The organism is Streptomyces sp. CBMA152, assembly GCF_014596475.1.
Classification (GTDB): domain Bacteria; phylum Actinomycetota; class Actinomycetes; order Streptomycetales; family Streptomycetaceae; genus Streptomyces.
In genome coordinates, this window is sequence record NZ_MECJ01000033.1 from 197,942 (window position 1) to 224,568 (window position 26,627).

General features: G+C 71.1%; 29 protein-coding genes. 17 read left to right on the top strand and 12 right to left on the bottom strand.

Annotated features, from left to right (window positions below; all coding sequences use genetic code 11):
* The first annotated feature begins 12 nt into the window (after window positions 1-12).
* The 4 genes from BG418_RS33920 (at window position 13) to BG418_RS33935 (ending at window position 4,874) form a co-directional block, all read left to right on the top strand.
* The gene (locus tag BG418_RS33920; RefSeq protein WP_399001354.1) at window positions 13-1,464 is read left to right on the top strand and encodes an energy-coupling factor transporter transmembrane protein EcfT; all 1,452 of its coding nucleotides are present in this window, start codon (window positions 13-15) and stop codon (window positions 1,462-1,464) included.
* Entirely contained in the window at window positions 1,461-3,293 is a 1,833-nt protein-coding gene (locus BG418_RS33925; RefSeq protein ID WP_188277899.1) for an ABC transporter ATP-binding protein, read from the top strand. Before BG418_RS33920 ends, BG418_RS33925 begins: the two co-directional genes overlap by 4 nt.
* Window positions 3,290-4,138, top strand: coding sequence for an ECF transporter S component (locus tag BG418_RS33930; protein WP_188277900.1), 849 nt, complete (start codon window positions 3,290-3,292; stop codon window positions 4,136-4,138). The genes BG418_RS33925 and BG418_RS33930 overlap by 4 nt, the downstream gene beginning before the upstream one ends.
* Window positions 4,139-4,448: 310 nt before the next feature.
* Window positions 4,449-4,874 carry a transglycosylase SLT domain-containing protein gene (locus BG418_RS33935; RefSeq protein ID WP_188277901.1) on the top strand — a complete coding sequence of 142 codons (426 nt, stop codon included), beginning with the start codon at window positions 4,449-4,451 and terminating at the stop codon, window positions 4,872-4,874.
* A 142-nt stretch (window positions 4,875-5,016) separates the two neighbouring features.
* On the opposite strand, the gene BG418_RS33940 is transcribed toward BG418_RS33935, so the two are convergent.
* The gene (locus BG418_RS33940) at window positions 5,017-6,186 is read right to left on the bottom strand and encodes a steroid 3-ketoacyl-CoA thiolase (RefSeq protein WP_188277902.1); all 1,170 of its coding nucleotides are present in this window, start codon (window positions 6,184-6,186) and stop codon (window positions 5,017-5,019) included.
* Window positions 6,187-6,476: 290 nt separating this feature from the next.
* Here BG418_RS33940 and BG418_RS33945 point away from each other — a divergent pair, with 290 nt between their 5' ends.
* Window positions 6,477-7,718 carry a cytochrome P450 gene (locus BG418_RS33945; RefSeq protein WP_188278326.1) on the top strand — a complete coding sequence of 414 codons (1,242 nt, stop codon included), beginning with the start codon at window positions 6,477-6,479 and terminating at the stop codon, window positions 7,716-7,718.
* On the opposite strand, the gene BG418_RS33950 is transcribed toward BG418_RS33945, so the two are convergent.
* Complete coding sequence (locus BG418_RS33950; RefSeq protein ID WP_188277903.1) at window positions 7,708-7,977, bottom strand: DUF397 domain-containing protein; 270 nt, start codon at window positions 7,975-7,977, stop codon at window positions 7,708-7,710. The genes BG418_RS33945 and BG418_RS33950 overlap by 11 nt on opposite strands.
* Entirely contained in the window at window positions 7,934-8,785 is an 852-nt protein-coding gene (locus BG418_RS33955; RefSeq protein WP_188277904.1) for a Scr1 family TA system antitoxin-like transcriptional regulator, read from the bottom strand. The genes BG418_RS33950 and BG418_RS33955 overlap by 44 nt, the downstream gene beginning before the upstream one ends.
* Before the next feature lie 118 nt (window positions 8,786-8,903).
* Here BG418_RS33955 and BG418_RS33960 point away from each other — a divergent pair, with 118 nt between their 5' ends.
* Both BG418_RS33960 and BG418_RS33965 read left to right on the top strand, forming a co-directional pair.
* Window positions 8,904-9,335 carry an ATP-binding protein gene (locus tag BG418_RS33960; protein WP_188278327.1) on the top strand — a complete coding sequence of 144 codons (432 nt, stop codon included), beginning with the start codon at window positions 8,904-8,906 and terminating at the stop codon, window positions 9,333-9,335.
* A gap of 43 nt (window positions 9,336-9,378) precedes the next feature.
* On the top strand, window positions 9,379-10,068 hold the full coding sequence (locus BG418_RS33965; protein ID WP_188277905.1) for a pyridoxamine 5'-phosphate oxidase family protein: 690 nt from the start codon (window positions 9,379-9,381) through the stop codon (window positions 10,066-10,068).
* Here BG418_RS33965 and BG418_RS33970 read toward each other — a convergent pair.
* Entirely contained in the window at window positions 9,972-11,972 is a 2,001-nt protein-coding gene (locus tag BG418_RS33970) for a bifunctional glycosyltransferase 87/phosphatase PAP2 family protein (protein WP_188278328.1), read from the bottom strand. The two genes, BG418_RS33965 and BG418_RS33970, sit on opposite strands and share 97 nt — an antisense overlap.
* 282 nt (window positions 11,973-12,254) lie before the next feature.
* On the opposite strand from BG418_RS33970, the gene BG418_RS33975 reads away from it, so the two are divergent.
* Window positions 12,255-12,581 carry an antibiotic biosynthesis monooxygenase gene (locus BG418_RS33975; protein ID WP_188277906.1) on the top strand — a complete coding sequence of 109 codons (327 nt, stop codon included), beginning with the start codon at window positions 12,255-12,257 and terminating at the stop codon, window positions 12,579-12,581.
* Window positions 12,582-12,845: 264 nt separating this feature from the next.
* On the opposite strand, the gene BG418_RS33980 is transcribed toward BG418_RS33975, so the two are convergent.
* Window positions 12,846-13,253 (bottom strand): hypothetical protein, encoded by a 408-nt coding sequence (locus BG418_RS33980; protein ID WP_188277907.1) that lies wholly within the window; start codon window positions 13,251-13,253, stop codon window positions 12,846-12,848.
* Window positions 13,253-13,816 (bottom strand): hypothetical protein, encoded by a 564-nt coding sequence (locus tag BG418_RS33985; RefSeq protein WP_188277908.1) that lies wholly within the window; start codon window positions 13,814-13,816, stop codon window positions 13,253-13,255. The genes BG418_RS33980 and BG418_RS33985 overlap by 1 nt, the downstream gene beginning before the upstream one ends.
* 104 nt (window positions 13,817-13,920) lie before the next feature.
* Between BG418_RS33985 and BG418_RS33990 the strand changes: the two genes are divergently transcribed.
* Window positions 13,921-14,424 (top strand): GNAT family N-acetyltransferase, encoded by a 504-nt coding sequence (locus tag BG418_RS33990; protein ID WP_188277909.1) that lies wholly within the window; start codon window positions 13,921-13,923, stop codon window positions 14,422-14,424.
* Window positions 14,425-14,427: 3 nt separating this feature from the next.
* Here BG418_RS33990 and BG418_RS33995 read toward each other — a convergent pair whose 3' ends face one another.
* The gene (locus tag BG418_RS33995) at window positions 14,428-16,515 is read right to left on the bottom strand and encodes an MDR family MFS transporter (RefSeq protein WP_188277910.1); all 2,088 of its coding nucleotides are present in this window, start codon (window positions 16,513-16,515) and stop codon (window positions 14,428-14,430) included.
* Between the two features lie 149 nt (window positions 16,516-16,664).
* Here BG418_RS33995 and BG418_RS34000 point away from each other — a divergent pair, with 149 nt between their 5' ends.
* Together BG418_RS34000 and BG418_RS34005 are read left to right on the top strand one after the other, a co-directional pair.
* On the top strand, window positions 16,665-17,699 hold the full coding sequence (locus tag BG418_RS34000; RefSeq protein ID WP_188277911.1) for a peptidoglycan-binding protein: 1,035 nt from the start codon (window positions 16,665-16,667) through the stop codon (window positions 17,697-17,699).
* A gap of 179 nt (window positions 17,700-17,878) precedes the next feature.
* Complete coding sequence (locus BG418_RS34005) at window positions 17,879-18,544, top strand: HAD-IA family hydrolase (RefSeq protein ID WP_188277912.1); 666 nt, start codon at window positions 17,879-17,881, stop codon at window positions 18,542-18,544.
* Window positions 18,545-18,676: 132 nt separating this feature from the next.
* Here BG418_RS34005 and BG418_RS34010 read toward each other — a convergent pair whose 3' ends face one another.
* Both BG418_RS34010 and BG418_RS34015 read right to left on the bottom strand, forming a co-directional pair.
* Entirely contained in the window at window positions 18,677-19,258 is a 582-nt protein-coding gene (locus BG418_RS34010; RefSeq protein WP_188277913.1) for a TMEM165/GDT1 family protein, read from the bottom strand.
* Window positions 19,259-19,579: 321 nt separating this feature from the next.
* Window positions 19,580-20,323 (bottom strand): ABC transporter permease, encoded by a 744-nt coding sequence (locus tag BG418_RS34015; protein WP_188277914.1) that lies wholly within the window; start codon window positions 20,321-20,323, stop codon window positions 19,580-19,582.
* A gap of 103 nt (window positions 20,324-20,426) precedes the next feature.
* Between BG418_RS34015 and BG418_RS34020 the strand changes: the two genes are divergently transcribed.
* From BG418_RS34020 to BG418_RS34030, 3 genes are all read left to right on the top strand, one after another.
* On the top strand, window positions 20,427-22,106 hold the full coding sequence (locus tag BG418_RS34020; RefSeq protein WP_188277915.1) for an alkaline phosphatase D family protein: 1,680 nt from the start codon (window positions 20,427-20,429) through the stop codon (window positions 22,104-22,106).
* 234 nt (window positions 22,107-22,340) lie between these two features.
* A complete protein-coding gene (locus BG418_RS34025; protein ID WP_188277916.1) occupies window positions 22,341-22,823 on the top strand; it encodes a DoxX family protein in 483 nt (160 codons plus the stop codon).
* A gap of 146 nt (window positions 22,824-22,969) precedes the next feature.
* Window positions 22,970-23,599, top strand: a complete 630-nt coding sequence (locus BG418_RS34030; RefSeq protein WP_188277917.1) for a VTT domain-containing protein — start codon at window positions 22,970-22,972, stop codon at window positions 23,597-23,599.
* A 39-nt stretch (window positions 23,600-23,638) separates the two neighbouring features.
* On the opposite strand, the gene BG418_RS34035 is transcribed toward BG418_RS34030, so the two are convergent.
* Window positions 23,639-23,869, bottom strand: a complete 231-nt coding sequence (locus BG418_RS34035; RefSeq protein ID WP_188277918.1) for a DUF2277 domain-containing protein — start codon at window positions 23,867-23,869, stop codon at window positions 23,639-23,641.
* Window positions 23,870-23,959: 90 nt separating this feature from the next.
* On the opposite strand from BG418_RS34035, the gene BG418_RS34040 reads away from it, so the two are divergent.
* Entirely contained in the window at window positions 23,960-24,403 is a 444-nt protein-coding gene (locus tag BG418_RS34040) for a PaaI family thioesterase (RefSeq protein WP_188277919.1), read from the top strand.
* Here the strand turns inward: BG418_RS34040 and BG418_RS34045 are convergent.
* Window positions 24,400-24,852 (bottom strand): helix-turn-helix domain-containing protein, encoded by a 453-nt coding sequence (locus BG418_RS34045; protein ID WP_188277920.1) that lies wholly within the window; start codon window positions 24,850-24,852, stop codon window positions 24,400-24,402. The two genes, BG418_RS34040 and BG418_RS34045, sit on opposite strands and share 4 nt — an antisense overlap.
* Window positions 24,853-24,876: 24 nt before the next feature.
* Here BG418_RS34045 and BG418_RS34050 point away from each other — a divergent pair, with 24 nt between their 5' ends.
* Window positions 24,877-25,275: an RNA-binding S4 domain-containing protein gene (locus BG418_RS34050; protein WP_188277921.1), complete on the top strand. Its 399-nt coding sequence runs from the start codon at window positions 24,877-24,879 to the stop codon at window positions 25,273-25,275.
* Between the two features lie 186 nt (window positions 25,276-25,461).
* On the top strand, window positions 25,462-25,746 hold the full coding sequence (locus tag BG418_RS34055; protein ID WP_317453853.1) for a hypothetical protein: 285 nt from the start codon (window positions 25,462-25,464) through the stop codon (window positions 25,744-25,746).
* Between the two features lie 105 nt (window positions 25,747-25,851).
* On the opposite strand, the gene BG418_RS34060 is transcribed toward BG418_RS34055, so the two are convergent.
* Complete coding sequence (locus tag BG418_RS34060; RefSeq protein ID WP_188277922.1) at window positions 25,852-26,616, bottom strand: CbtA family protein; 765 nt, start codon at window positions 26,614-26,616, stop codon at window positions 25,852-25,854.
* Window positions 26,617-26,627: the final 11 nt, after the last annotated feature.

Consider the following 26,627-nt stretch of genomic DNA (forward strand, 5'->3'; position numbering starts at 1 on the left):
CGACGGCCGCAGATGCCCGAGGAATCACCGGAGTACGACCAGCACTCGGCCGACCCGGCCGAAGGCCGGGTGCCCGCCCGCGGTCCGCAGCCGCCGACGGCGAGGGGGCCCCACGGGGAATCCCGCACCGACCCACTCACCGAGACGGGTGGTGCGGGTGGGAGCGACAACCCGGCCGAAGGCCGGGTGCCCGCCCGCGGTCCGCAGCCGCCGACGGCGAAGGCGCCCCACGAGAGGCCTCGCACCATCGCAACCCCTCGCACGGGCGGAGCGGGTGGGTACGACGACCTGGCCGAAGGCCGGGTGTCCACCCACCGGCCCGCGGCCGAGCGCCGACCCCAGGCTCCCCGCGCCCCACGGGCACCCCGCACCCCCTACGCCAGCAGAGCCAACGCCCTCCACCCCGCCGCCTGGTGGCTCTGGGCGCTCGGCCTTGCCACGGCCGCGTCCAGGACCACCAACCCCCTCCTCCTGGGTCTCCTCGTCACCGTCGCCGGCTACGTAGTGGCCGCCCGCAAGACGGACGCGCCCTGGGCCCGCTCGTACACCGCCTTCATCAAACTCGGCCTGGCCGTCGTAGCCATCCGCCTCGTCTTCAACATCGCCCTCGGCTCCCCGATCCCCGGCACCCACACCCTCCTCACCCTCCCCGAGGCCCCCCTCCCCGACTGGGCGAAGGGGATACGTATCGGCGGACGCGTCACCGCCGAGGGCATGCTCTTCGCGCTCTACGACGGCGCCAAGCTGGCCACGCTCCTCATCTGCGTAGGCGCCGCGAACGCCCTCGCCAACCCCGCCCGCCTCCTCAAGTCCCTCCCGGGCGCGTTGTACGAGGCAGGCGTCGCCGTGGTCGTCGCGATGACGTTCGCGCCGAACATGGTCGCCGACGTCGTACGACTCCGTACGGCAAGAAGACTGCGCGGCCGCCCCACCGGCGGCATCAAGGCGATCCTCCAGATCGGCCTCCCGGTCCTGGAGGGCGCCCTCGAACGCTCGGTCGCCGTCGCCGCCTCCATGGACGCCCGAGGCTACGGCCGCACCGCGCACGTACCGCCCGCAGTCCGCCACACCACCACGGTCCTCACCCTCGGCGGACTCCTCGGCGTCTGCGCCGGTACGTACGGACTCCTCGCCTCCGAAGGCGCGGGCTACGGCCTCCCCGTCCTGCTCACCGGCCTCGCCGCCGCGCTCGCAGGCCTGCGCCTGGGGGGCCGCCGCTCGGTCCGCACCCGCTACCGCCCCGACCGCTGGGGCGCCCGCGCCTGGCTGGTGTCCGCTTCCGGCGCGGCGGTGGCGGTACTGATGATCTGGGCGGGTACGTACGCACCGGAGGCCCTGCACCCCGGCGTGCTCCCCCTGACCGCCCCCACCCTCCCGCTCTGGCCGGCGCTGTCGATCCTCCTGGGCCTGCTCCCGGCAGCGATAGCCCCAGCGCCGACCCCGACCCCCAAGGAGCCGAAGTGATCAGTTTCGAAGGGGTGTCGGTAACGTACGAGGGCGCCGCGGCCCCCACCCTCAACAACGCGCAACTCACCGTCCCGGAGGGCGAGTTGGTCCTCCTGGTCGGCCCGTCCGGAGTCGGCAAGTCAACCCTCCTCGGTACGGTGTCGGGCCTGGTCCCCCACTTCACCGGCGGCACCCTGCGCGGCCGCGTCACGGTCGACGGCCGCGACACCCGTACCCACAAACCCCGCGAACTCGCCGACGTGGTGGGCACGGTGGGCCAGGACCCCCTGGCCCACTTCGTCACGGACACGGTCGAGGACGAACTCGCGTACGGCATGGAGTCGTTGGGCCTGGCCCCCCACGTGATGCGCCGCCGAGTCGAGGAAACCCTCGACATCCTCGGCCTCGCCGACCTCCGCGACCGCCCGATCGCCACCCTCTCCGGCGGCCAGCAGCAGCGCGTGGCGATCGGCTCGGTCCTGACCCCGCACCCCAAGGTCCTGGTCCTGGACGAACCGACGTCGGCGCTCGACCCGGCGGCGGCGGAAGAGGTCCTGTCCGTACTCCAGCGCCTGGTCCACGACCTGGGCACGACGGTCCTGATGGCCGAGCACCGCCTGGAACGCGTGATCCAGTACGCGGACCGAGTGATCCTCCTCCCGTCCCGAGGCGAGCCCCCGGTCCTGGGCACCCCGTCCGAAATCATGACCACGTCCCCGGTCCACCCCCCGGTGGTGGCCCTGGCCCGCCTGGCGGGCTGGACCCCGATCCCACTGTCGGTACGGGACGCCCGCCGCAGGGCAACAGAGCTCCGAGCCTCCCTCGCCGCGCACGTCCCGCACCCCCCGACGGCACCCGGCACCGCGCAGGCACCGCACCACGTCCCGCAGCCGCCGACGGCGAAGGCGCCCCACGGGGAAACCCGTACTTTCGCAATCCCTGGCACGGGCGGAGCGGGTGGGTACAACAACCCGGCCGAAGGCCGGGTGCCCACCCCGCGCCCCGCACAGGAAAACCGCCCCGCACAGGAAAACGGCCTCCGAGCAGCCCTGACCCGCCTCCGCCGAGGACGCACGCAGCAAACGCCCGGCGGAACGCCCACAGCCGCCGTAACAAACCTCGCAGTCCACCGCGACCGCATAGAGGCCCTACGCCACGTAGACCTCACAGTCACCCCCGGTGAAACAGTCGCGCTGATGGGACGGAACGGCGCAGGCAAATCCACCCTCCTCAACACCCTCGTCGGCATGATCGAACCCACCACCGGCACGGTGACGGTGAACGGCCGCACCCCCCACCGCACACCCCCGCGCGACCTGATCCGCGAGGTGGGCCTCGTACCGCAGGAGCCCCGCGACCTGCTGTACGCGGACACGGTCGCAGCCGAGTGCGCGACAGCCGACGCGGACGCCCAGGCACCCGGCGGCACCTGCCGCGACCTGGTCTCCGCCCTGCTCCCCGGCGTCCCCGACGACACCCACCCCCGCGACCTCTCCGAGGGCCAGCGCCTGGCGCTCGCGCTGGCGATCGTCCTGACGGGCCGCCCGCCGCTGCTCCTCCTCGACGAGCCGACCCGAGGTCTGGACTACGCGGCGAAGGCCCGCCTCGCCGACGTCCTGCGCACCCTCGCCGCCGAGGGCCACGCGATCATCCTGGCCACCCACGACGTGGAACTGGCCGCGGAGATCGCCCACCGGGTGGTGATCCTGGCCGACGGCGAGGTCGTCGCGGACGGCCCGACGGCGGACGTGGTCGTCTCGTCCCCGTCCTTCGCCCCCCAGGTGGCGAAGATCCTGGCCCCGGAGTCATGGCTCACGGTGTCGCAGGTGAAGAAGGCCCTGACATGACCACCGAGCCCGAGGACCGCCAGGTCAAAGCGATAAGAGTCGGCCCACGGGCCGCCACGGCCCTCACCCTCATCACAGCCATAGGCGTCGCCGCCTTCGGCTGGCCCCTGCTCGCCGACGGGGACTCCGGGCTCGCCCACTCCCAGGACGCCCCCTGGCTCTTCGCCGCGCTGCTGCCGCTCCTCGTGGGTGTGGTGGTCGCCACCATCGCGGACGAGGACAACGGCATGGACGCGAAGGCCGTCGCGATGCTCGGCGTGCTCGCGGCGGTGGGCGCGGCGCTACGCCCACTGGGGGCGGGTACGGCGGGCCTGGAGCCGATGTTCTTCCTCATGGTGCTGAGCGGCAGAGTCCTAGGACCCGGCTTCGGCTTCGTGCTCGGCGCGGTCACGATGTTCGCGTCCGCGCTGCTCACGGGGGGTGTGGGCCCCTGGATGCCGTTCCAGATGCTGTCGATGGGCTGGTTCGCGATGGGGGCCGGGCTGCTCCCCGGCAGGCACCGGCTCCGAGGCCGGGCGGAACTGGCCCTCCTCGCCCTCTACGGCTTCGTGGCGTCGTTCGCGTACGGCACGGTCATGAATCTGCAGGGCTGGACGTACATCGGCGGGATGTCGTCCGGGATCTCCTTCCACCCGGGCGACCCGCTGGGCGAGAACCTGCTGCGCTTCGCGGCGTACTGCGCGACCACGTCGCTCGGCTGGGACCTGGGCCGCGCGGTGCTGACGACGGTGCTCACGTTCGCACTCGGCTCGACCGTGCTGAAGGCACTACGCAGGGCCACCCGACGCGCCAACTTCGAGGCCCAGGTCACATTTACGGGGTCCGAGGGGGGTCCCACGGGGTGAGGCCCCCCACAGGCCCTTAGTCCTGCACGACCCGGAATAGTAGCCTTTACACCCCCCACATAAGCCCACAAACAAGGCACCTGACCAGGCAGTCCTCCCCACCCACCGACCGGGGCCGTTCCGCCCCCGATGCGAGGACGACTAGTAAAAGGGGTCGTTGCGGCGGGGTGTGCGGGTCGCTAAAACTGGTCCAGTCGCCGGGCACCGCCTGGCCCGTCACCGGGCCGCGGAAGCCCACGCAGGACGAACCCCCGCTTCTCCCGAGGAGCATCCGCATGCTCTCCGGAGCTGCCGCCTGCCCGCGACGCCCATGTCCCCGACGTTAGGTCGCTCTGTGTCGTTCGCCGCTCGTATCGCCGCCCGTAAGAAGTCCATCGCCGCCGGTGCTGCCACGCTGCTCGCCGCCGCCGGTGTCGCGGTGGCCGCTGTCCCCGCCCAGGCCGCCCCGATGGGCGCCCAGGACGTGGCCAAGCAGATGATTTCGAGCTCGGCCGAGTTCCAGTGCTTCAGCAACATCGTCAAGCACGAGTCCGGCTGGAACGTCCACGCCTCGAACCCGTCGAGCGGTGCGTACGGTCTGGTCCAGGCGCTGCCCGGCTCCAAGATGGCCGCCAAGGGTTCCGACTGGCAGACCAACCCCGCGACGCAGATCGCGTGGGGCCTGGACTACATGAACTCCCGCTACGGCAGCCCGTGCGGCGCCTGGAACTTCTGGCAGCAGAACAGCTGGTACTGAGCCGCACGTGCCAGCAGCTGAGTTCACCCGCGCCCCCAGGAGGGCCCGAAGGGCCCATTAAGGGGCGCGGGGAACTGCGCGAGCAACCCAGCACGGTCCGCGGAAAAACAGGGGGTCCGGGGGCGCAGCCCCGGGAGTCCTCCTACAGGCGCTGGATGATCGTCGCCGTAGCCAGCGCACCCCCCGCACACATCGTCACCAGCGCGAACTCCCGATCCCGCCGCTCCAGTTCATGCAGCGCCGTCGTGATGAGCCGCGCCCCCGTCGCCCCCACCGGATGCCCCAGGGCAATGGCGCCACCGTTCACGTTCACCTTCTCCAGATCCTGGTCGAAGACCTGCGCCCACGACAGCACCACGGACGCGAACGCCTCGTTGATCTCGACCAGGTCGATGTCCCGTAGGGACATGCCCGCCTTGCCCAGGACAGCGCGCGTCGCATCGATCGGCCCGTCCAGATGGAAGTGCGGATCCGCCCCCACCAGCGCCTGCGCCACAATCCGCGCCCGGGGCCGCAGCTTCAGCGCCCGCGCCATCCGCTTCGACGCCCACATGATCGCGGACGCACCATCCGAGATCTGCGACGAGTTCCCCGCCGTATGCACCGCCGTCGGCATCACCGGCTTCAGCCGCGCCAGCGCTTCCAGTGACGTGTCCCGCAACCCCTCGTCCCGGTCGACGAGCCGCCACATGCCCTGACCGGCCGCCTGCTCCTCCTCCGTCGTCGGCACCTGCACCGCGAACGTCTCCCGCTTGAAGCGCTCCTCGCCCCACGCCACCGCGGCCCGCTCCTGCGACCGCAGCCCGAGCGCGTCGACGCGCTCCCGCGTCAGCCCCCGGTGACGGGCGATCCGCTCGGCCGCCTCGAACTGGTTGGGCAGATCCACGTTCCACTCGTCCGGGAACGGTTTGCCCGGCCCGTGCTTGGACCCGGACCCCAGCGGTACGCGCGACATCGCCTCCACCCCGCAGCTGATGCCCACATCCACCACCCCCGCCGCGATCATGTTCGCGACCATATGGCTGGCCTGCTGCGACGACCCGCACTGGCAGTCCACGGTGGTCGCCGCCGTCTCGTACGGCAGTCCCATCGCCAGCCACGCGTTGCGCGCGGGGTTCATGGACTGCTCGCCGGCGTGGGTGACCGTACCGCCGACGATCTGCTCGACGCAGTCGGCGTGGATCCCGGTACGGCCGAGCAGTTCACGGTAGGTCTCGCCCAGCAGATAGGCGGGATGGAGATTGGCGAGCGCGCCCCCGCGCTTGCCGATCGGCGTGCGTACGGCTTCGACGATGACGGGTTCCGCGGCCATGAGCTCGTCCTCTCCTCACGCAGTCGCCGGGGGCCTCCCGGAGCCGCCACGGCGACCGGACAAGATCGAATCAGATCGGATCAGGTCGAACTAGTACGCGTTCTAGTTCTCAGTGCAGTCTGGTGAGACTTACCCCCGGTACGCAAGGGTTGTGCACGCACCACACGCGCTCCCGCGCCCGCAACGGATCCCGTACCGCCCCTTGCCACTTGTAGAACCCGTTACTACCTTTCAGTCAAATTCTGATGGGTCGTCAGACAAGTGGCGACCAGATGCAGATGGAGTTGCCGATGCGCTGCCCCCACCTTCCCGAGGGGTTCGACTTCACCGACCCCGACCTGCTCCAGGCCCGCGTCCCGTACCCGGAGTTCGCCGAGGCCCGGCAGACGGCCCCGGTCCTCTGGTGCCCGCAGCCGCACGGCATCGCCGGCTTCGGCGACGACGGCTACTGGGTGGTGACGCGGCACGCCGACGTCAAATACGTGTCCACGCACCCGGAGTTGTTCTCCTCCACCACCAACACGGCCGTCATCCGCTTCAACGAGAACATCAGCCGCGACCAGATCGAGGTCCAGCGGCTGATCATGCTGAACATGGACCCGCCGGAGCACACCCGCGTCCGCCAGATCGTCCAGCGCGGCTTCACCCCCCGCGCGATCCGCTCGCTGGAGGGCGCGCTACGGGACCGCGCCCGCCGCATAGTCGACACGGCCCTCGCCGCCTCCAAGGGCCGCGACTCCTTCGACTTCGTCACCAACATCGCCGTCGAACTCCCCCTCCAGGCCATCGCCGAACTCATCGGCGTCCCGCAGGAGGACCGTACGAAGATCTTCGACTGGTCCAACAAGATGGCGGCGTACGACGACCCCGAGTACGCCATCACCGAGGAGATCGGCGCCGAGGCCGCCATGGAGATCGTGTCGTACGCGATGAACCTCGCGGCGGCGCGCAAGGAGTGTCCGGCGAAGGACATCGTGTCGACGCTGGTCGCGGCCGAGGGCGAAGGCAACCTGCTGGCCGACGAGTTCGGCTTCTTCGTCATCCTGCTCGCCGTCGCGGGCAACGAGACGACGCGCAACGCCATCAGCCATGGCATGCACGCGTTCCTCACCCACCCCGACCAGTGGGAACTCTACAAACGCGAACGCCCCGAGACGGCGGCCGAGGAGATCGTGCGCTGGGCGACGCCGGTGGTGTCCTTCCAGCGTACGGCGACACAGGACACGGAACTCGGCGGCCAGAAGATCAAGGCGGGCGACCGGGTAGGCCTGTTCTACTCGTCGGCGAACAACGACCCCGAACTATTCGCTCAGCCAGAGAAGTTCGACATCCTCCGCGACCCGAACCCGCACCTCGGCTTCGGCGGCGGAGGCCCGCACTTCTGCCTGGGCAAGTCGCTGGCGGTCCTCGAAATCAACCTGATCTTCAACGCCATCGCCGACGCCCTGCCCAACCTCACCCTCGCGGGCGCCCCACGCCGCCTGCGCTCGGCCTGGCTGAACGGCATCAAGGAACTTCAGGTCACGCCGTAACGGACCGCACGAACGCGCCGAACGCGGCGGGAGTGAACATGATCGCCGGGCCGTCTGGATTCTTGGAGTCGCGGACGGCTACGGCGTGGGGGAGGTCGGCGATCTGTATGCACTCGCCGCCCTGGTCACCGCTATACGAGGACTTGCGCCAGGCGGCACCGTGGAGGGTGGCGCACTCGACGCACTCACCGCCCTGGTTACCGCTGTAACTCGACTTACGCCACTGGGCGTCCGCCAGCTCCGAGTGGTTGCTCGCCATAGCGTTCCTCCATCACCTGCCGGATCAGCTCTGCCGAGTCCCGCAAAGACAAGGAGGCTGCCTGGAGGTGATCGTAATAGAGGGAACACTCCTTGACGATATCCGGGTTGGCCGTTGGGTGCCCCATCCCGTAGCCCTCGGTGTAGACGATCGCAGGGTCATCGGAGAAGCGGAAGACGGTGAAGGAACCTTGCAGCCCGGCATGGGCCCCGACCTCGTACGGCAGCACCTGGATGTTGACTTGCGGGACGTTCTCGTAACTCAACAGGCGCTCAAGTTGTTCTCGCATCACGCCCGCCCCACCGATGTCCTGGCGCAACGCCGCCTCTCCGAGGATCGCCCACAGCACCGGGCGCTTCTCCTTCTGCAGGATCCGCTGCCGAGCGAGTCGGACCGTCGTCCGATCGTCCAGCTTGGCGGCATCCACCGCACCGAGCACCGCACGCGCGTACGCCTTGGTCTGGAGCAGTCCATGCACCATGTGCGTTTGAAAGGTGTCGATCTCGATCGCTCGCGACTCCAGCTCCGCAACCTGCTGAAACCAAGCGGGAAGTTGGCTTCGTAGCACGAGCGGCAACAGCCGGGACAGCAGTCCGCCAGTCCCGAGCGCGATGTCCGCGCGCTCACTGAAGTCCGACGTCGGCAGCTTCCGCGCCGTCTCGATCTGACCGATGAGTGAGCCTGTGTACGAGATGATCGCGCCCAGTTGTTTCTGGGTGAGCCCGACCGCCTCGCGGTAGCGGCGCAGCTCGTATCCGTAGTAGTCGAGCGGCGACGCGCTCGGGTCGAGGACGTTGATGTGGACCACGGCGGGTACCTCCTCGGGCTCAACTCCGCTTACTTTCAAGCGGGTTGTATTCGTTCCGTAGCCGAGAGTAGCCATCACGCGGCACGCTCGTACCGTGAACGACAATTCCCAGTACGGCATGCGCTTCACGGTCGGCGCGCACTCAGCCCGCCATGTACGCAGGATCGTCCGTACCCACCTCGCCCAGTGGGCCATGCCCGAGCTGTCGGAGGCGGCGGAGCTCGCCGTGACCGAACTGCTCGCGAACGTGGTGCGCCATGTGCCCGACCGCTACTGCGTGTTGAAGCTCAGGCGCACGCCCCACGGCGTACGGGTCGAGGTGTCGGACGGCTTCCCGCAACTGCCGCTCCCCAGAACCGCGTCGGACGACGACGAGTCGGGCCGGGGCCTGGTCCTGCTCGACGCGGTCGTCGACAAGTGGGGCGTCTCCCCCGGCCTGACGAAGACGGGCAAGACGATCTGGTTCGAGTGCGGGACGCCACCGCCCGCTTCCTCGACCGCGCTCCCCGTCCGCTCCGTAATAGACCTTGATGAACCCTCCTGCGACTGAAACAGTTGAGATCGAACATGATCTCAACCGGATCGGTGGGGGAATGAGCACCCAGGAACAGAATCAGCAGCTCGCGGTCACCGAGCGCACGCGGCATCGGCGGCTGCGGGAGCAGGGCAGTACCAGCGTGGCCGACCTCGACGCGATCCTTCGCGCCGGGTTCGTCTGTCATCTCGGCGTCGTCGTCGACGGGGTGCCGATGGTCGTGCCGACCGTGTACGGGGTCGACTTCGGGACGCGGACGTTGTACGTGCATGGGTCCGTGGCCAGTCGTAGCCTCGTACAGGCGCCTGACGCCACCGTCTGCGTGACCGTGACGCACATCGACGGGCTCGTGCTCGCGCGGTCGGTGTTCGAGCACGGGGTCAACTACCGCAGCGCCATGGTGTACGCCGTGCCCCGGCTGATCGCGGACGGGGACGAGCTGCTGCACGGGCTGCGGGTGGTGACCGAGCAGTGCGCGCCGGGGCAGTGGGAGTACGCGCGCCGGCCCAACCGCAAGGAACTCGCGGCCACTTCGCTGCTCGCGCTCTCGCTGGACGAGGCGTCCGTGAAGACGGCGTCCGGCCCGCCCCAGGACGGGGACGGGCCGGACGGTGAACTCGGGCTGTGGGCCGGGGTGATACCGATGCGGAGCTACTTCGACGCGCCGGAGCCCGACCCGGCTCTGCCCGCCGGCATCGCCTTGCCGCCCCATGTCGCGGCCCTGGGCCCGGGCAGGTCCGGCAGCTGAATCCCGCGCGGCCCGGCCAGTACGTGGACGAGGGCGAAGCCCGCGCCGACGACCGTCGCGCCGCCGATCGCGTCGAGGACCCAGTGGTTGGCGGTGGTGATGATCGCGCAGACCGTGAAGAGAGGATGTAGGAGGCCAAGGGCCTTCATCCACAGCTTCGGCGCCACCACCGCGATCACGATGCCGCACCACAGGGACCATCCGAAGTGCAGCGACGGCATCGCCGCGTACTGGTTGGTGACCTGCGTCATCGGGCCGTACTCCGGGTTCGCCAGATCCTGCGGGCCGTGGACCGTGTCGATGAACCCCATGCCCGGCATCAGGCGCGGCGGCGCCAGCGGGAAGAGCCAGAAGCCGACCAGGCCGAGCAGCGTCGCGAAGCCGAGGGCGGAGCGGGCCCAGCGGTAGTCGGCCGGGCGGCGTACGTACAGGACGCCCAGGATCGTCAGCGGGACGATGAAGTGGAACGTCTCGTAGTAGAAGTTGAAGAACGACAGCAGCCATTTCGCGTGCTGGATCGAGTGGTTCGCCCAGTGCTCGATGTCGATGTGGAGCGCGCGCTCGATCGACACGACGGTCCGGCCGTGCGCCTCCGCCGTCTCGCGCCCGGCGCTCGCGGCGAGGCGGATGTGCGAGTACGCGGAGTAGCCGACGCGGATGACCAGCAGTTCCATCAGCAGGTTCGGGCGGCTCAACACCCGGCGCCAGAACGGCAGCAGCGGGACTTTGGCCCAGCGCGCCGGGGCCGACGTCCCGTACTCCGTGGGGATCGGCGCGCGGAAGTGTTTGGAGGTGCGCGGAAGGAACGGGACGGCGCACGCGGCGACGAGCGCCGTGATGAGGGGAACGTTGTCACGTATCGCGTACAGCGCCGACATGTTCGGCAGCAGGACCGTGCCCGGCAGCGTCATGACGAGGACGACGACGGCGGGCCACGCCAGCCGGTCGCGGGCCTTGGCTCCGACCCGGCCGACCATCGCGAGCAGCACCCACAGCAGTTGGTGCTGCCAGGCGGTCGGCGAGACGGCGACCGCGACGCAGCCGGTGAGGGCGACGGCGAGGAGGAGTTGGCCGTCGCGCGCGTAGCGGACCGCTCGGCGCAGCCCGAGGAAGATGACGGCGGCGGCGAGCACCAGGAACAGCGCGATCTCCAACGGCCCCTCCAGGCCGAGCCGGAGCAGCGCGCCGTGCAGCGACTGGTTGGCGAGGCTGTCGGCGCGCGCGCCGAGCCCCGCGCCCGCCACATGGTGCACCCAGTACGTCCAGGAGTCGTGCGGCATGACCGCCCAGGTCAGGGCGGTGGCGGCGGCGAAGGTCCCGGCGGTGGTGACGGCCGCGCGTCTGCGTCCGGTGAGCCAGAGCAGCGGGACGAAGAGCAGCACGGTCGGCTGGAGGGCGGCGCCGATGCCGATGAGGACCCCGGACCCGCGTTCACCCCGTACGGCGAAACAGCCGAGCAGGACGAGGAGCACCGGGATGATGCTGGTCTGGCCGGTGGTGAGGGCGTTGCGGACGGGCAGCGAGACCATCAACAGGCTGATGGCGACGGGCGCGGCGAGCAGCTGGCTGCGCCGCGAGATCGGTCCCGGCAGGGCGCGGGCGACGATGACGCCGATCACGGCGACGAGGAGAAGTGTCGAGAACGTCCAGGCGACGCCGAGCGCCTTCTCGGCGGAGTGGGTGAGCGGTTTGAGTACTAAACCGGCGAACGGGGTGCCGGTGAAGTGTTCCTTGTCGTAGAGCGAGCCCTTCACATGCAGAACACCATTGACGCCGTCGACGCTGTTGACGCCGGTCCAGGTCTCCAGGTCGGTGAGCCGTTGACCCGGTGGGAGCCGCAGGACGTGAGCCATCTGCCGTATCGCGAGCACTGCGGCGACCAGCCACAGGGCCACCCGGGCCATGCTCATCCTGGTGTCGGCGGACCCCGTGTCCACCGTGCTGCCGCGCTGGCCGTGCTCCGCTTTCGCCACGCCCCGCCGAACCTCCCACCGTTCTTCTGGTCGAGTTCCCGCCGCCCCCGGCTCCGGGGCGGCATCCCTAGAGCCTTGCACCACCCGGATGAGAAGACTCAGGCAACCCCCATTTCGCCTGACAGTCATCGGTGTTTCGACCGAAATCACGTTTGCGCGAATCCGCAACGTACCGGAACGGGGGCGGCGGGGCGGGGTGGTTATTGTCGAGGCATGAGCATTGTGAAGATCAACGTCCTGACGGTTCCCAGCGAGCAGCGCGAGGTGCTGGAGCAGCGGTTCGCTGCGCGGGCCGGGGCGGTGGAGAACTCCGACGGTTTCGAGTGGTTCGAGCTTCTTCGGCCGGTCGAGGGGACGGACCAGTACCTGGTGTATACGCGGTGGCGTAGCGAGGCGGACTTCGAGGCGTGGATGTCTACGACGATGCGTGCGTCGCACGGCGGGGGCGACTCGGCCGAGGGTGAGCGCCCGAAGCCCGCCGCCACCGGTTCCACGCTGTGGTCCTTCGAAGTGGTCCAGCAGGCGGCCCCGAAGGCCTGACGGCTGAGCCCCCACCCCACCCCTTCCCGAAACCCTCCGGGGGATCTCTTCGCCAGCGGACCGTGCTGGGTTACTCGCGCAGTTCCCCGCGCCCCTTGATGGGCCCTTCGGGCCCTCCTTTAGGGGCGCGGGGAACTGCGCGACCAGCCCCCACCGGCGGTCAGCCGAAGAACGGGGTCCGGGGGCGTAGCCCCCGGGAGACCGGCCTCGCCCACCACCCGGCCGCCCGCCAAGGGCTTTCGGGAAGGGGCGGGGTGGGGAAAGCTACAGCTCCAGCAACCGCTCCGTAAGCGCACGGCACTCCCGCAGGGCCAGCCGCAACTCCTCCGTGTCGGCCTTGCCGGAGGCCACGGCCCGGCGCTCGCGGACGAGGTCGGGAAGACGCGCGACGACCTCCCCCAGCACCGCATCCGCCTCGGACACAGCCTGCCGAGGCTCATCCACGAACCCACTCACCGCCCGGTGCAACCGCAGCGCCCACTTGTCCCGCTCCTCCGTGGGGAGCAGAGCAACAGGCGACAGCTCAGGCCGCGGAGGCGGCACAGGCGACTCACCCTGGGCCGAGGCCGAGGCCTCCACGGGGCCGACCGGAGCCGAGCCCGAGCCCGACGCGGGGTCGACCGGGAACGGCCCCGGCCCCGCATCCACCGCGCCGTACTCCTCGCCCCGCATCACGCCGCACCCCGCTTGGCCGCATGCCGGGGCCCAGCCGTCAGCAGCTCCTCGAACAGCGTGCGCGCCTCGATCATCGCCTCGCGCATCTCCTCGGTGTCGGCCGCGCCCCGAGCCGCCCGATGCACCCGGCGGTAGCCGTCGAGGCGACCGGCGTGGTGCACGGACAGCGCCGCGATCTGGTCGTCGTACGCCTTCGCCGCCGGGAAACCCCGTTCCTCAGCGAGCCGCGCCATCAACTTGTCGGCCTCCTCCGTCGCATGCCGGGGCGAGTCGACGAACTGCTCCTGGATCCCCGCCCAGCGGACGAGGTAGTGCTCACGCACCTCGACCGGCATCGGCCGCTCCGCGAGCGAACCGTGCCGCTTCAGCCGCTCGCCGAGCTCGCGTTCGGCCGCGCGGCGATCCCCGTCGTGCAGGACGACCGCCCGGTCGTACTCGGGGCCGAAACGCCGTCGCAGCCCGCGCCCGCCCGCCGCCGTACCCCGTACGACGAGGAGCGCGACGGCGGCGAGCACGACGACGGACACCGCGATCAGAACGACGATCACGATCGTGGACATGACTACCCTCCGGTGAGTGTGCGTACGGACGCGACATGGGTCCGCACACCGGGTCACCAGGAATTCGGTGGCCAAACAGCAACCGCTTCGGGTAGGCAGGCGCCATGAGTTGGATCATGATCCGCGAGCCGTACGACACCCCGGACGCCACACTGCTCCGCCGCGACTACTACGACGAGGTCGCGAGCCGCTGGTACGGACGGCCGGCCACCGCCGAGGAGATCGAGCAGGGGCTGACCGACGACGGGGCCGAGAGACTGCGGCCCCCTCTGGGCGACTTCGTCGTCGGGCGCCACAACGGCAGGCCCGGCGCCTGCGGCGGCATCCAGCTCTGCGAGACCCCTCCCGTCATCAACGGCACCGCCCCGGCCACCGCCGAGCTGACCCGCGTCTACGTACGACCGGAGCTGCGCGGAAGCGGCGGCGGCGCGGCCCTGCTCACCGCCCTGGAGGACGCCGCCCGCCGCCTGGGCGCCCGCCGTCTCGCCCTGGACACCCGCCACGACCTCGTCGAGGCCCGCGCGCTGTACGCCAGGAACGGTTACCGCGAGATCCCCGCGTACGTCCAACGTCCTTACGCGGAACGGTGGTTCGCGAAGGAGCTCTAAGCACTACCGTGCATGGTCGCGGCGCAGCTCCGGGCCCCGGGGCGACTCGCCGTCCGAGCCGGACATCTCCGCCGTCAACTCCTCCACCAGCTTGGCCAGATCGGTGGGACGGTCCGGGCCCCACCAGTCGCCGAGGAGTTCGCCAAGGGACTCCTCGCGGGCCGAGGCGAGGCGGAGCGCCGTCTCGCGGCCGGGTTCCGTGGGGACGAGCGCGATGCCCTCGCGGCGGGCCAGGCCCCGCTCCTCCAGCTGGCGGCCCGCCGCGGTGATCACCGTGAGGGGTACGGGCACACGCTCGGAGAGGAGAGCCGGTTCGGCGGAGCCGTAGCGGTGGATGCGCAGCAGCAGCCAGCTCGACGCGGGGAGCAGGTCGAGTCCGGCGCGGGCGGTGATCCGCTCGTACAGATCGCGCCGCCCCTCCCGCGTGCCGAGCACCGACAGCGCCCGCGCGCACTCGTCGTACGACGAACGCTGGACCGGGTTCGAGGCCACGGTCTCGCTCACGTCGGGCGCGGTGACGGCGCCGCGCAGCTTGTCCTCGCGCAGGAACCAGGCGACCACGAAGGCAACTAGCGTCACCGGGACCGCATAGAGGAAGACGTCCGTGATCGACTGTGAGTACGCGTGCAGGACCGGGGGACGGACAGTGGGCGGCAGGGCCGCGATCGTGCGGGGGTCGGCGGCCAGTTGGGACGGGCCGGTGCCCGCCGGGAGCGGTCGGCCCGCGAGGGCGTCGGCGAGTTTGTCGTTGAGGCGGTTGGTGAAGATGGTGCCGAAGATGGCCACGCCGAACGACGCCCCGATCGAGCGGAAGAACGTCGCTCCGGACGTGGCTACGCCCAGGTCCCCGTAACTGACGGCGTTCTGCACCACCAGGACCAGGACCTGCATCACCAGGCCGAGGCCCGCGCCGAAGACGAAGAAGTAGACGCTCATCTCCCACGTCGAACTCGCCTCGGTGAGCCGGTGCAGCAGCATCAGGCCGATCGTCACCACCGCCGTGCCCGCGATCGGGAACACCTTCCAGCGGCCGGTGCGCGAGACGATCTGGCCCGAGGCCGTCGAGGTGAGCAGCATGCCGAACACCATCGGGAGCATGTGCACCCCGGACATCGTCGGTGTCACACCCTGCACGACCTGCAAGAACGTCGGCAGATACGTCATCGCGCCGAACATCGCGAAGCCCACGACGAAGCTGATGACCGCGACGAGCGAGAACGTACGGATACGGAACAGCTTCAGCGGAAGGACCGGTTCCACCGCCCTGCGCTCCACCGCCACGAAGCAGCCGAGCAGCACCGCGCCCAGCACCGCGAGCCCGATGATCTCGGCGGATCCCCAGGCCCAGGTCGTCCCGCCGAGCGAGGCCACCAGGACCAGACAGGTGGCGACGGACGCGATCAGGAACGTGCCGAGGTAGTCGATGGTGTGGCGGGTGCCGCGCACCGGGATGTGCAGCACGGCCGCGATGACGATGAGCGCCACCACGCCGACCGGCAGGTTGACGTAGAACACCCAGCGCCAGCTGAGGTGTTCGGTGAAGAAGCCGCCGAGCAGCGGCCCCAGCACGCTCGTCGCACCGAAGACCGCGCCGAACAGGCCCTGGTAGCGGCCGCGTTCGCGGGGCGGCACGATGTCGCCGACGATCGCCATCGACAGCACGATCAGCCCGCCGCCGCCCAGCCCCTGCACGGCCCGGAAGGCGATCAACTGCGCCATGTTCTGGGCGACTCCGCACAGTACGGAGCCGATGAGGAAGAGCACGATGGCCGACTGGAACAGCTTCTTGCGGCCGTACTGGTCGCCGAGCTTGCCCCAGAGCGGGGTCGCGGCGGTGGAGGCGAGCATGTACGCGGTGACGACCCAGGACAGATGCTCCATCCCGCCGAGGTCGCTGACGATGGTCGGCAGGGCGGTGGAGACGATGGTCTGGTCGAGGGCCGCGAGCAGCATGCCGAGGAGCAGCGCGCCGATGGCGACGAGCACGGTCCGCCGCTCCTGTCCCGCACCGGGAGGTATGGCGGTGGGGTCTGCGGGATCCGTGGGTTCCCTGGGGTCCCTGGGGGCCGTTTCCCGAGCTTCCTGAGCCATGGCCGCCCCTCTCTGTCTCCTACTTCCTCCATCCTGATCGCAATGTCCGGATATGGCCTGCCGGGGTCGGCGGGGGCCGGTGATCGGGCGGCGCGGGGCCTGCCGCGAGCCTGCATAATCGCTGGCAGTTCAAGGGGAGGGGACCCACCATGCGGGCACACGTATGTCCTGAATGCGGTACGGAACGCGAGCACGACGGCAGACCCGGCTGCCCCTGCGCCGCCCGCGCCGCCGAGGCCGCACGCGCCGAGCGCTCGGCCGAGATAGCCGCGAGCGAGGACTTCGACCCGCTGCGCCTGCGGCCGTACGTGACGCTGGAGAACGTGGGGGTGGAGGGGGCGGGTTCGGGTGCGGGGGCCCCTTCGGCCGGCGACCCGACGGCGACGATGCCGCTGCGGGCGGTGCCGGCGGGGCCGGTGGCGGGGCCGGTTTTCGGGGGTGCCGCCGGTCGGGCCGCCGCCGGTGGTGACGCCTTCGCGGGCGCGCCCGGCCCGGTGGCCGCTGCGGGCGACGGCGACACCGACACGTACACCGACTCCGACGCCTACGAGCCCGTACTGCGCCCGGCCGCCGCCCCGTCCCGCTCCCGCCGTCGCCGCCCCCTCCTCCTGGCCTCGGTCGCCGCCGCGACGATCCTCGCCGTCGGTACGGCGGCTTTCGCGGGCGGCGGGCTGTTCGGCGGCGGGCACGGCGACTCGGCGGCGCTGCCCGACACGACCGTCTCGACCCTCCCGTACGGCGACACCCCCTCCGTGGCCGACCCGACGCCCTCCCCCACCGCGTCGAAGTCCGCCCACGGCGCCCCGAGCGCGAGCCCGTCGCCGCGCAAGAGCTCACCGACGCCGAGCCGTACGCCCGGGCGCTCCCCCAGCCCGTCCCGCAAGCCGGTCTCCCCGACGCCCTCCCCGTCGAAGGCCACCGGCAGCGTGGACAGCGCCCCGGCCGATCAGCCCGCCGCCGCACCCGTACTGCGCCGGGGTGACAGCGGGCCCGAGGTGGCCGAACTCCAGGACCGGCTGGCGCAGTTGACGATCTACGACGGGAACGCGGACGGCCGGTTCGGCTCGCGCACCGAGCGCGCGGTGAGCACGTACCAGTCGTACATGGGCCTCGACGCGGACCCGCCGGGCGTCTACGGCCCGGAGACGCGCCGCACCCTGGAAGCCCAGACGTCCGGTTCATAACCGAGCAAACAGATACAAAACCGCCCCCACCACGTCCGCAGTCGAACGGTCGGGTGGGGGCGGTTGGCGTATTCGGCCCTACGTTTTGTATCGTGGAGGAACAAAGTGGCTCCGTCCGTATTCCCTGACCGGCGGGCGGGGCCGCTTGTGTCTCTGCTCCCGCTCCCAGGAGTCCGCCGATGACGGCCACGCCCACCACCCTGACCGCCCGCGCCCTCCTGCTCGACATGGACGGCACGATCGTCAACTCCGACGCCGTGGTCGAGCGCTGCTGGCGCGCCTGGGCCGTCGAGCACGGGCTCGACCCCGACGAGGCGCTGAAGGTCGTCCACGGCCGCCAGGGCTACGCCACCATGGCCGTCCTCCTGCCGGACCGCCCGATGGAGCAGAACCACGCCGACAACCGCGTGATGCTCGCCCAGGAGACCGCCGACACCGACGGCGTCGTCCCCGTCCCCGGCGCCCCCGCCTTCATGGCCGCCCTCGCCGATCTCCCCCACGCCCTGGTCACCTCGGCCAACGAGCCCCTGGCCCGCACCCGCATGGCCGCGGCGGGCCTCCCCATGCCCACCGTCCAGGTAACCGCCGAACGAGTAGGCGCCAGCAAGCCCGACCCCGAAGGCTTCCTGAAGGGCGCCGCGGAACTGGGCTTCGACGCGTCGGACTGCATCGTCTTCGAGGACTCGGAGGCGGGCATACGGGCTGGCAAGGCGGCGGGGATGCGCGTGATCGGCGTGGGCCCGCGAGCGGCAGAGCATGAGCCGACGGCGTACGTGCCGGACCTGACGCACGTAACGGTGACGCCGCAGACGGACGGATCGATCCGCCTGACGATCAGGCCCTGAGCACCCGTACCCGCTAGGGGCGCGTCGGCCCGCGATCGCCCCGCAGGGGCGTCTTAGGGGCGCGGGGAACTGCGCGACCAGCCACGACCAACCCGCAGCCGAAAGCGCAGCCCGGACCGAATGGTGCAGGCTTCAGCCCGCGATCGCCTCGAACAGGCTGAACCCAGCAAGCGCGGCCATCAAACACGCCGCAACCTTGGTGATCAGCTTCAACGGCACGTACTTCATCAACGTCCGCCCGCCCAGAATGCCCAGACCCGCGACCGCCCACAGAGCGAGCACCGCACCCAGGCCCACCGACAGCGGGCTGTCATAACGGGCGGCCAGGTTCGCGGTCATGATCTGCGTCAGATCACCGAACTCCGCGACCAGGATCAACATGAACCCCGCCCCGGACACCTTCCAGAAGGACTGATCGGCCGGGGCCGCGACGTCCTCCTCGTCGTCGTCCTTCTTGAAGAGCAGCACCGCCGCCCCCGCAAGGAACAGCACGCCCACGATCGCCTGGAGCAGCCGGTGCGGCAGCAGCGTCAGCACGCTGCCCGCCGCGATGGCGAGCGCGACATGGAGCGCGAACGCGGCCGCGACGCCGACGAACACGTACGACGCCTTGTAACGGGTGCCGAGCATCAGGCCCGCGAGCGCGGTCTTGTCGGGGAGTTCGGCAAGGAAGACCACGCCGAACGTGATCGCCAGGATGGTGAAGCTGAGCACGGAAAAGATTCCTCAATCGGTCGGGCACGGCCGTACCGAGAGCGTTTCACGAAGAAGATCCGGGGTCGCTTCGGCACGGCAGCGCCATGAACGGTCATGGTCACTGCGGCCGAAGGTCTCGCTGGCCGACCCTCGCGGGCCTGCCTCCGGGCGCCGGCTGGGCTCTCCCTAGGGAGGTTCCAGCAGTATGTCGACGGTCCGGCGAAGAGCTACTCCCCTTCTGCTCCGTACAGAATACGGGACGCGAAGAATCCCCCGACAGGGACTTTGGTCCCACACGAGACCGCCGAGACCCGCCGAGGCCCGCCGCCAGAGGCGACGTCACCCCGCCACATCCCGATGCACCCTCCCCCGGGCCACCAGCTCAAGCACCACCGACACCGCCGTCGCCTGCACCGCCATCAGCGCGACCAGGACGAACAGCTGCACCGCGCCCGCCTGCACCGGTGACGCGCCGCCGAGCAGCATGCCGACGAACGCGCCCGGCAGCGTGACCAGACCCACCGTCCGGGTCTGGTCGAGACCCGGGAGCAGCGCGTCGGACGCCGCCGTCCGGGCCACCTCCATCCGCGCGTCCCGGTCGAGCAGCCCGAGCGCCATCGCCGCCTCCACCTCGCCGCGCCGCACGGTCAGCTCGTCGAGCGCGCGCCGCCCACCGAGCACCGTCGCGGTGAGCGCGCCGCCGATGAGGATGCCGGTGACGGGGATGAGCGCGATGCCCTTGACCGGGACGAGCCCGGTGAGCAGCAGCGCGGCCACGACCGGGGTGACCCCGGCCGCGATCGGCAGCCCGGCCCACCACCAGGTGCCGTTGGGCGTCAGCCGCCGCCCGGCCGTACGTACCGCCACCGCGTACATCAGCAGCAGGAACCCGAGCAGCAGCGGCACCGACCCGACGACCCACCGGATCGCGCTCGCCACCACCGCGAGCTGAACGGCCGCCCGCACCCCGGCGACCAGGATCTCCCGGCCCCGCCCGAGGTGCGCGGCCGCCGCGACACCGGCCGCGGCCAGCAGCAGTACGGCGAGGACGACCCCGAGCGTGAGGTTGACGGGCAGCAGCACGCGCCCACGGTACGCCGGTGGAACCCGCGCGCAGGGTGGCACCGACGGCACTATCTCGCCACCGCGTCGTTCCGTACCGTACGGAACGACGGAGGGGGACGACATGGCCGGACTGCGCCTGGGACCACTGCTGCGCTACGTCGACGGGGAGTTGGGCACCTCGGCCACGGTGTGGGTGGAGACCGACCGGCCGTCGACGGTCCGGGTGCGCTGCGGCGACGGCGGCCCGGGCACCGCTTCCGGCTCCTCCCGTACGTTCCAGATCGCCGGGCACCACTACGCGCTCGTCCCCGTCACCGGCCTCACCCCTGGCGCCGCCACACCGTATGAAGTGCTGCTCGACGAACGGCGCGTGTGGCCGCCCGAGCGCTCCCCCTTTCCCCCGCCGGTGATCCGTACGCCCGCGCCGGGCGGACGGGAGCTGCGGGTCGCGTTCGGGTCCTGCCGGTGGGCCGCGCCGCCGGAGCGCGAGCAGGACCCCGTCGGGCCCGACGCCCTCGACACGCTCGCCGTGCGCCTCGCCGCCGACCCCGGCGCCGAGCGCCCCGACGTCCTGCTGCTGCTCGGCGACCAGGTGTACGCCGACGCCGTCTCGCGGGCGACCCGGCGGTGGCTGGCCGCCCGGCGCGATCTGCGCGACCCGCCGGGGGCGCAGGTCGGGGAGTACGAGGAGTACACCCGGCTCTACGACGAGTCGTGGGGCGACCCCGAGGTGCGCTGGCTGCTCTCCACCGTGCCGAGCTGCATGATCTTCGACGACCACGATTTGATCGACGACTGGAACACCAGCGCCGCCTGGCTCGCGGGGATGCGCGCCACCGCGTGGTGGCCTGAGCGGCTGGCGAGCGGGCTCATGTCGTACTGGGTCTACCAGCACCTGGGTAATCTCTCCCCGGCCCAACTGGCCGCCGATCCGCTGTACTCGGCGGTCCGGGCGACCCCCGACGGAACGGAGGCGCTGCGGCGGGGCTGTGCGCCGACCGCCCCTTCTCCCGAAGGACCGCGCTGGAGCTACCGCCGCGACTTCGGGCGGGTGCGGCTGCTGATGGTGGACACCCGCGCGGCCCGCGTCCTGGACGAGGACAAGCGCGCGATGCTCGACGAGGCGGCGGCCGACTGGCTCCGGGAGCAGGCGCTCGACGGGCCCGGCGACTACGACCATCTGCTGATCGGCAGCTCGCTGCCCTGGCTGCTGCCGCCGCTCGTCCATGACGCGGAGGCCTGGAGCGCGGCGCTGTGCCGTGGCGTACGCGGCCCGCGCTGGGCGCGGCTGGCCGAAAAACTGCGCCGCCGGGCCGACTTGGAGCACTGGGCGGCCTTCCCGGCGTCGTTCGCCCGGCTCGCCGAACTGATCGCCCGCGTCGGCTCGGGCCCCGCCGCCCCGGCCACGGTCTGCGTGCTCTCCGGCGATGTGCACCACGCGTACGTGGCCGAGTCTGCGCGGATCAGCACCTCTCCCGGCGCGCGGGTGTTCCAGCTGACCTGCTCGCCCGTCCACAACGCGGTGCACGCCGTGATCCGGGCCGGGTTCCGGTTCGGCTGGAGCCGTGCGGGGCGCCGCCTCGGCCGTGTGCTGGCCCGGCACGGTCGCACCGGACGGCCCCCGGTGCGCTGGCACCGCACGGGCGGCCCGTGGTTCGGGAACCAGCTGATGACCCTGACCCTGCGCGGCCGTTCCGCACGCCTGCGGCTCGACCGGGCCCGAGCGGGACGCGGCCACGGGCCCGCCCGCCTGACCACGGTCTTCGACCGGGACCTCACGCAGGACCTCACGGCCGAATAAGGCGAGCAGACCAAGCAGCCCCAGCACGCGGCGTAAACCCCGCAGGCCGCGTAACCCTGCGTCGCGACACGTTCGCGGTGTGTCCATGTATGCCCCCCGTAAAGGCGATTTCTGGCCGACCATAAGCGGAATCAGGTCACTTACTTAAACTTGAACTTGCAAGTACTACTCAGGCCTACCTAACCTTGAGACTTCAACGACCCCGTCCCCCCACCCCGAAGGAGCCCGTCCCCCATGGCCTCCCCCGCACAGCTCTCCGCTCTGAACACCGACCGCGCCAAGCCGTACGTACTCGGCCTCTTCCGTATCGTCATCGGCTTCTTCTTCACCTGCCACGGCGCCGCCTCCCTCTTCGGCTGGTTCGGCGGTGCGCCCGGCACCGGCGGCTCGCTGGAGGTCGGCCTCTGGCCCAACTGGTACGCCGCCGCCATCCAGTTGGTCGGCGGCCTGCTGATCATGGCCGGTCTCTTCACCCGCTCCGCCGCCTTCCTCTCCTCGGGATCCATGGCGTACGCGTACTTCGACGTCCACCAGTCCGGCGCGCTGCTTCCGCTCCAGAACGGCGGCGAGGCCTCCGCGATGTTCAGCTGGGCCTTCCTGCTGCTCGTCTTCACCGGCCCCGGCGCGCTCGCCCTCGACCAGCTGATCGGTCGCCGCCGGACCGCCGAACTCCCCGACGTCACGCCCGCCGCCGCGACTGCGGGAGCGTCACGCTGACCCGGGGGCACAGCAGTTCACCGGCTCGAAGGTGACACCTCACCCCCGAACGGAAACCCCATGCGCCCCAGGCGTACGCTGTACGGCTGTACAGCGTCCCGGCCGCAGACCAGCGAGAGCGGGGCGCATTCCGTTCGGGGGTCGCAGTGCTGGAGAGTGTGGGGTCGCTGACGGGCAGCCCATGGATTTACGCCGTGGTGACGGTCTCCGTTCTCCTTGACGTGTTCCTCCCCGTGCTCCCCAGCGGGGTGCTGGTGATCACCGCCGCGACCTCGGCGGCGGCCGGTTCGACCACCGCCGCGGGCGCCCCGCACGCCATACGCGACGTACCCGATCTGCTGCTTCTCGCCGCCTGCGCCGCCGCGGCCTCCGTCGCCGGCGACCTCGTGGCGTACCGCCTCGCCTGGCGCGGCGGGGCACGGCTCGACCGGGCCATCTCCCGCTCGCGCCGTCTGACCCGCGCACAGGAACGTCTCGGCGCCGCGCTGAGCCGGGGCGGCGGCGCGCTCGTCGTCATCGCCCGGTTCGCCCCGGCGGGCCGCTCCGTGGTCTCCCTCGGCGCGGGCGCGGCACACCGCACCCCCCGGGAGTTCCTGCCCTGGTCCGCCCTCGCGGGGGTGGCCTGGGCCGGCTACAGCGTCGGCCTCGGCTACTTCGGCGGGCGCTGGCTCGGCGCGACCTGGCTCGGCACGGGCATCTCCGTGCTCGCCCTGTTCGCCGCGGGCTCCCTCGCCGCGTACGTCATGCGCCGCCCGGAACCGGCCACGGCCGCCTGACCGGGCGCACCACGGCCCAGCGCACCACGAGCCGCCGCGCTACGCCGGCGTCCTGACCGGCACTCCCCGTATCTCCAGCCCCTCCAGCAGCCGGGCCGTCGCCTCGGCCATCTCGTCGACCGCCCGGTCGAAGACCTCGCGGTTGTGCTCGGCGGGCGCCCGGAAGCCGGACACCTTGCGTACGTACTGCAGAGCCGCGGCGCGGATCTCTTCGTCGGTGGCCTCCTCGGGGAGGGCCGGCGGCCTGAGTGTCTTGATGCTTCTGCACATGCCTCAAGTGTGACGGGTACCACTGACAACGGACCCGGAGATCTTCGCGGACCCAGTCAGTTCTCTTTTCGAACTGATAGCTTCGGCCCCATGACGACCGTTGACTTCTCCACCATGTCCGGCCTCGAACTGCTGCGCTGGGCCCAGCGCGAGCCCGGCCGGGTCCCCTCCATCGGCAAGCTCATCGGCATGACCTTCGACGAGATCGACGAGGGCCGCACGGTGATGTCACTCGATCCCCGTCCCGAGTTCTCCAACCCGCTCGGCACGGTCCACGGCGGCATCGCGGCAACCCTGCTCGACTCGGTGATGGGGTGCGCGGTGCACACCATGCTCCCGGCGGGCGTCGGCTACACCACCCTCGAACTGAAGGTGAACTACATCCGCCCGGTCGCGCTCGACGCCGGACGGCTCACCGCCGAGGGCACCACGATCCATGTCGGGCGCCGCACCGCCACGGCCGAGGGCAAGGTGCTCAGCGCCGAGGGCAAGCTGGTCGCGCACGCCACCACGACCTGCCTGATCATCCGCTAGCAGACGTCGCCCTCGACGACGGGCCGCATCGCGCGCGGGTCGATGTCCTCCCGGCACTCGGGACAGGCCAGTACGGGTACCACCGTGTGCCCGCACGGCTCGTGGCGCAGCCGCACCGGCGGCCCGTCGTCCCCGGCCATCCAGCGGTCGCCCCAGCCCATCAGCGAGACGATCACGGGGTAGAGCCCGACGCCCTTCTCGGTGAGCCGGTACTCGTACCGCTCGGGCCGGTCCTGGTACTGCTCGCGGCGCAGCACCCCGTGCTCCACCAGCGCGGTGAGCCGCTCGGTCAGCACCGGCCGCGACACCCCCGTACTCTCCCGGAAGTCCTCGAAGCGCCGTACACCGCGGAACGCGTCGCGCAGGACGAGGAGGGTCCAGCGGTCGCCGACCACCGACAGGGCGCGGGCCACCGAACAGTTCGCCGTCCCGATCTCGCTCCACCGCATGGTGATGAGTCTAGAGTCGGGGGCATGGCGGCAGCAGACGAGGTGAAGGCAGCGGGGTCGGCGGGACCGGTACGGATCGACGCGTGGATCTGGTCCGTACGGCTCACCAAGACGCGCTCCATGGCGGCGACGGCGTGCCGGGCCGGCCATGTCCAGCTCAACGGCGAGCGCGTGAAGCCCGCGCACACCGTGAAGGTCGGCGACGAGGTGCGGCTGCGCCTTGAGGGGCGCGAGCGGATCGTGGTGGTCTCGCAGGTCATCCGCAAGCGGGTGGGCGCGGCGGTCGCGGTGGAGGCCTACGTCGACAACAGCCCGCCGCCGCCCCCGCGCGCGGACGTGCTGGCCGCGGGCGTGCGCGACCGGGGCATGGGCCGCCCGACCAAGCGCGACCGCCGCGAGATGGAGCGCCTGCGCGGGCTGTGAACGCACGCGCGCGTGGCCGCCGGGAAGACGCGCGGGGGACGATCCTGCGTACGACATCAGCCGGACACGGCCCTGCGTAGGGCGTTGGCCGGAACGTAACTCGGAGGCGAACTTCCGCCGTACGGGAGTAACTTGGAGGGCCAGGGGGCCAGGGGAGCCCCCGATCCGTCCCCAGAGGAACACGCCATGATCCTGTGGATTCTCGTCCTGGCGCTGGTCCTGTACGGCTTCGGCTTCAGTCTCGGCGGCATAGTGCTCTGCGTCGCCGTGGTGGCCGTACTCTTCAGCGCCTCACGCCGTGGCCGCTCCACGGCGCCGTCCGCCGGCTCGTCCGGAGCCGGCGGCTCGGGCCGTGGCATGGACACGGACTACCGGTCGTATCGTGACCGCCGGGACCGTATGGCCCGGTGGGAGCGGCGTTATCGCAGGGAGCGGCAGAGCCGCTTCTTCTCGCTGCGCCGCCCGGACTGAACGAGCGCCATCCGCACCATCTGCAAGGAGCACGACCCACGCGCGCGAGGGCCCCGGAACGTCGAACGTTCCGGGGCCCTCGTGCGTGCCGTTGCGTCAGCGCTGTCAGTGCACCGACGCCGCCGTGCTGTTGGCGGACGTGGCCGCCGGGCGCTCGGCCTTCGCGGGCACCAGGAGCCGTTCGGCGAGATGGCCGAAGACCAGACCGAAGCCGGCCCACAGGGTGACCTGCATCGCGAGGGCCGCCAGGCGGAACTGCCAGAGCAGCGTCGCCGGGAAGTCCTTCGGCACCTCGTTGACGGCGGGCAGGAACGCGTACGCGAGCCCGACCGCGACCAGGAAGGCGGCCGACGCGGCGATGGTCGCGTTCCAGTTGCCGAGGCGCGGCGCGAGCCGGCGGCCGAGGATCACGGCACCGACACAGAGCAGCACGCTCAGCGCGATCATCAGGAAGTACAGGGCGGTGCGCCTGCCGATCGTGTCGGGGTCCCCGACGGACGGCGGGTTCGCCGGGTACTTGAGGAACGGCACCACGTAGACGGCGAGCAGCGCGCCCATCGAGATGAACGCCGCCGTGGCGCGCGGCCCGAACCGGCCGATGCGGCCGAGCGCGACACAGAACGCGAGGGCGGCGATACCGCCCACCGCCACGCCGAACACCAGCACACCGGTGGCGAGACCGCCGGTGGACTGCAGGGTGCGGCTGAAGACCTCTTCGCCGTGTTCGTGCGCGTGCGCGTCCTCGAAGGCGATGGCCGAGTCCACCCGGGGCTCACCCAGGAAGTACGCCACGGCGAGCGCGAGCACGCCGGCCACGAGACCGGCGAGCATGCCACGCACCAACAGCGCCCTGACGGACAGGGAGTTCACTAGTCGGTACC

Excerpts from the sequence above, each read along its gene's own strand:
- BG418_RS33920 (WP_399001354.1), top strand. The coding sequence starts at position 13 with ATGCCCGAGGAATCACCGGAGTACGACCAGCACTCGGCCGACCCGGCC.
- BG418_RS33930 (WP_188277900.1), top strand. The coding sequence starts at position 3,290 with ATGACCACCGAGCCCGAGGACCGCCAGGTCAAAGCGATAAGAGTCGGC.
- BG418_RS33935 (WP_188277901.1), top strand. The coding sequence starts at position 4,449 with ATGTCCCCGACGTTAGGTCGCTCTGTGTCGTTCGCCGCTCGTATCGCC.
- BG418_RS33940 (WP_188277902.1), bottom strand. The coding sequence starts at position 6,186 with ATGGCCGCGGAACCCGTCATCGTCGAAGCCGTACGCACGCCGATCGGC.
- BG418_RS33945 (WP_188278326.1), top strand. The coding sequence starts at position 6,477 with ATGCGCTGCCCCCACCTTCCCGAGGGGTTCGACTTCACCGACCCCGAC.
- BG418_RS33950 (WP_188277903.1), bottom strand. The coding sequence starts at position 7,977 with ATGGCGAGCAACCACTCGGAGCTGGCGGACGCCCAGTGGCGTAAGTCG.
- BG418_RS33960 (WP_188278327.1), top strand. The coding sequence starts at position 8,904 with ATGCGCTTCACGGTCGGCGCGCACTCAGCCCGCCATGTACGCAGGATC.
- BG418_RS33965 (WP_188277905.1), top strand. The coding sequence starts at position 9,379 with ATGAGCACCCAGGAACAGAATCAGCAGCTCGCGGTCACCGAGCGCACG.
- BG418_RS33970 (WP_188278328.1), bottom strand. The coding sequence starts at position 11,972 with ATGGCCCGGGTGGCCCTGTGGCTGGTCGCCGCAGTGCTCGCGATACGG.
- BG418_RS33975 (WP_188277906.1), top strand. The coding sequence starts at position 12,255 with ATGAGCATTGTGAAGATCAACGTCCTGACGGTTCCCAGCGAGCAGCGC.
- BG418_RS33980 (WP_188277907.1), bottom strand. The coding sequence starts at position 13,253 with ATGCGGGGCGAGGAGTACGGCGCGGTGGATGCGGGGCCGGGGCCGTTC.
- BG418_RS33985 (WP_188277908.1), bottom strand. The coding sequence starts at position 13,816 with ATGTCCACGATCGTGATCGTCGTTCTGATCGCGGTGTCCGTCGTCGTG.
- BG418_RS33990 (WP_188277909.1), top strand. The coding sequence starts at position 13,921 with ATGAGTTGGATCATGATCCGCGAGCCGTACGACACCCCGGACGCCACA.
- BG418_RS33995 (WP_188277910.1), bottom strand. The coding sequence starts at position 16,515 with ATGGCTCAGGAAGCTCGGGAAACGGCCCCCAGGGACCCCAGGGAACCC.
- BG418_RS34000 (WP_188277911.1), top strand. The coding sequence starts at position 16,665 with ATGCGGGCACACGTATGTCCTGAATGCGGTACGGAACGCGAGCACGAC.
- BG418_RS34005 (WP_188277912.1), top strand. The coding sequence starts at position 17,879 with ATGACGGCCACGCCCACCACCCTGACCGCCCGCGCCCTCCTGCTCGAC.
- BG418_RS34020 (WP_188277915.1), top strand. The coding sequence starts at position 20,427 with ATGGCCGGACTGCGCCTGGGACCACTGCTGCGCTACGTCGACGGGGAG.
- BG418_RS34025 (WP_188277916.1), top strand. The coding sequence starts at position 22,341 with ATGGCCTCCCCCGCACAGCTCTCCGCTCTGAACACCGACCGCGCCAAG.
- BG418_RS34035 (WP_188277918.1), bottom strand. The coding sequence starts at position 23,869 with ATGTGCAGAAGCATCAAGACACTCAGGCCGCCGGCCCTCCCCGAGGAG.
- BG418_RS34040 (WP_188277919.1), top strand. The coding sequence starts at position 23,960 with ATGACGACCGTTGACTTCTCCACCATGTCCGGCCTCGAACTGCTGCGC.
- BG418_RS34045 (WP_188277920.1), bottom strand. The coding sequence starts at position 24,852 with ATGCGGTGGAGCGAGATCGGGACGGCGAACTGTTCGGTGGCCCGCGCC.
- BG418_RS34050 (WP_188277921.1), top strand. The coding sequence starts at position 24,877 with ATGGCGGCAGCAGACGAGGTGAAGGCAGCGGGGTCGGCGGGACCGGTA.
- BG418_RS34055 (WP_317453853.1), top strand. The coding sequence starts at position 25,462 with ATGATCCTGTGGATTCTCGTCCTGGCGCTGGTCCTGTACGGCTTCGGC.